Raw genomic sequence first — 3,361 nt, 5'->3', positions numbered from 1 at the left:
CTAGGAACAGCAAAAGCCCCGCCCTCAGAGAAGAGAGCGGGGCTTTTGGATAAAACTCCCGGCGGCGACCTACTTTCCCACACAGCTACCCGTGCAGTATCATCGGCCCAGAGGGGCTTAACTTCCGTGTTCGGGATGGGAACGGGTGTGACCCCCTCGGCATAGCCACCGAGAAAACTTGTAGATGTATCTTTCCAATCACATGAGCGAGATGTTTAACGGGGTAAATATGGGGGGTGGGGTTACCACCCCCGTCAAATAGTTCGGGAAATAATTATGATCAAGCCTCACGGCCGATTAGTACCGGTCAGCTGAGCGCATTGCTGCGCTTACACACCCGGCCTATCAACGTTGTGGTCTACAACGGGCCTTCAGGGGATTGCTCCCAGGGATACCTAATCTTGAAGGAGGCTTCCCGCTTAGATGCTTTCAGCGGTTATCCTTTCCGTACATAGCTACCCAGCGACTGCTCCTGGCGGAACAACTGGAACACTAGAGGTACGTCCATCCCGGTCCTCTCGTACTAAGGACAGCTCTTCTCAAGTATCCTGCGCCCACGGCAGATAGGGACCAAACTGTCTCACGACGTTTTAAACCCAGCTCGCGTACCGCTTTAATTGGCGAACAGCCAAACCCTTGGGACCTACTTCAGCCCCAGGATGCGATGAGCCGACATCGAGGTGCCAAACCTCCCCGTCGATGTGAACTCTTGGGGGAGATCAGCCTGTTATCCCCGGAGTACCTTTTATCCGTTGAGCGACGGCCCTTCCATACAGAACCGCCGGATCACTAAGACCTACTTTCGTACCTGCTCGACTTGTCTGTCTCGCAGTCAAGCTCCCTTATGCCTTTGCACTCTACGGCTGGTTTCCAATCAGCCTGAGGGAACCTTCGTGCGCCTCCGTTACACTTTGGGAGGCGACCGCCCCAGTCAAACTACCCACCAGACAGTGTCCCCGACCCGGATGACGGGCCTAGGTTAGACACCCAAAACAACCAGGGTGGTATTTCAAGGATGACTCCACCGAGACTGGCGTCCCAGCTTCATAGTCTCCCACCTATCCTACACAAGCTATTCCGAATGTCACTGTCAAGCTGTAGTAAAGGTTCACGGGGTCTTTCCGTCTTGCCGCGGGTACTCGGCATCTTCACCGAGAATTCAATTTCGCTGAGCCACTGGTTGAGACAGCGCGGAAATCGTTACGCCATTCGTGCAGGTCGGAACTTACCCGACAAGGAATTTCGCTACCTTAGGACCGTTATAGTTACGGCCGCCGTTTACCGGGGCTTCGGTTCAAAGCTTCGCTTACGCTAACAAATCCCCTTAACCTTCCGGCACCGGGCAGGCGTCAGACCCTATACATCGTCTTGCGACTTAGCAGAGTCCTGTGTTTTTAGTAAACAGTCGCTACCGCCATTTCTCTGCGACCCTCTTCGGCTTCACGTGCGAATCGCTACACCTAGTGAGGGCACACCTTCTCCCGAAGTTACGGTGTCAATTTGCCGAGTTCCTTAACCAGTGTTCTCTCAAGCACCTTAGGACATTTATCCTCACCCACCTGAGTCGGTTTACGGTACGGTCACCTGCCGTCTGAAGCTTAGAGGCTTTTCTTGGAAGCATGGGATCAACGACTTTGTGGGGATACCCCCTCGTCATAACGCCTCAGCGTTGAATGGAGAAAGGGATTTGCCTCTCTCTCCCGCCTACACGCTTAAACCGGGACGTCCAGCACCCGGCTCGCCTACCCTTCTCCGTCCCCCCATCGCAACGACAAGTGGTACAGGAATATTAACCTGTTTCCCATCAACTACGCCTTTCGGCCTCGCCTTAGGGACCGACTAACCCTCAGCAGATTACCTTTACTGAGGAACCCTTGGGTTTTCGGTGTGCGGGTTTCTCACCCGCATTTTCGCTACTCATGTCAGCATAATCTCTTGTGATACCTCCAGCCGTCCTCGCGGTCGACCTTCGCAGGCTTACACAATGCTCCCCTACCACTCGCATCTTAAGATGCGAATCCGCAGCTTCGGTACCATGCTTGAGCCCCGTTACATTTTCCGCGCAGACCCACTCGACCAGTGAGCTATTACGCTTTCTTTAAAGGGTGGCTGCTTCTAAGCCAACCTCCTGGTTGTCTGGGCATTTCCACATCGTTTTCCACTTAGCATGGATTTTGGGACCTTAGCCGACGGTCTGGGCTCTTTCCCTTTTGACTACGGATCTTATCACCCGCAGTCTGACTCCCGTGATAACAGTTAGTGGTATTCGGAGTTTGATTGGGTTTGGTAATCTGGTAGGACCCCTAGCCCATTCAGTGCTCTACCCCCACTACTTACTTCACGAGGCTATACCTAAATATATTTCGGGGAGAACCAGCTATCTCCGAGTTTGATTAGCCTTTCACTCCTATCCACACCTCATCCCCTGGCTTTTCAACGCCAGTGGGTTCGGGCCTCCACGAAGTGTTACCTTCCTTTCACCCTGGACATGGATAGATCACCCGGTTTCGGGTCTACTCCCGGCAACTCATGCGCCCTATTCAGACTCGCTTTCGCTGCGGCTCCACTCTATGAGCTTAACCTCGCTGCCGAGAGTAACTCGCTGACTCATTATGCAAAAGGCACGCGGTCACCCCTGATATACATGGGGCTCCCACTGCTTGTAGGCATACGGTTTCAGGTTCTATTTCACCCTCCTCATTGGAGTACTTTTCACCTTTCCCTCACGGTACTAGTGCACTATCGGTCAGAGAGTAGTATTTAGCCTTGGGAGATGGTCCTCCCGGATTCCCACGAGATTTCACGTGTCTCGCGGTACTCGGGGACACCCTAGGGTGAATCAAGGTTTCGCATACGGGGCTATCACCCGCTATGGCCGGACTTTCCAGACCGTTCTGCTACCCATCATCAATCCCACGTCGGGGCCCCACAACCCCGGCAACACCGTAGTATCACCGGTTTGGGCTTCTCCGCTTTCGCTCGCCGCTACTGACGGAATCACTATTGTTTTCTTTTCCTGGGGGTACTTAGATGTTTCAGTTCCCCCCGTTCGCTTCATGCACCTATGGATTCAGTGCACGATGACAGAGCATGACCTCTGCCGGGTTTCCCCATTCGGAAATCTCCGGATCAAAGCCTGTTTAGCGGCTCCCCGAAGCTTATCGCAGCTTACCACGTCCTTCATCGCCTCTCTCTGCCTAGGCATCCACCGTACGCCCTTAGTAGCTTGATCACAATGTATTCCCGAAATTGAATACGTCGTGCTACCCTGCGTACTTACCTCTAAAAGGTAAATACCTTTACTTACATCTCGCTATGTAATTGTCAAAGAACGATATCAACACGAAGACTCTAGCCTTCG

2 rRNA genes are annotated in these 3,361 nt (G+C 53.1%); both read right to left on the bottom strand.

Annotated elements, in window-relative coordinates:
- Positions 1 to 56: 56 nt before the first annotated feature.
- A 5S ribosomal RNA gene (rrf, locus tag KJB29_RS18965) occupies positions 57 to 173 on the bottom strand.
- A gap of 103 nt (positions 174 to 276) precedes the next feature.
- Positions 277 to 3,232, bottom strand: a 23S ribosomal RNA gene (locus tag KJB29_RS18960).
- Positions 3,233 to 3,361: the final 129 nt, after the last annotated feature.

Source organism: Geobacter grbiciae (genome assembly GCF_018531165.1).
Taxonomy (GTDB): domain Bacteria; phylum Desulfobacterota; class Desulfuromonadia; order Geobacterales; family Geobacteraceae; genus Geobacter; species Geobacter metallireducens.
This window is presented reverse-complemented; position numbering and strand designations above follow the sequence as displayed.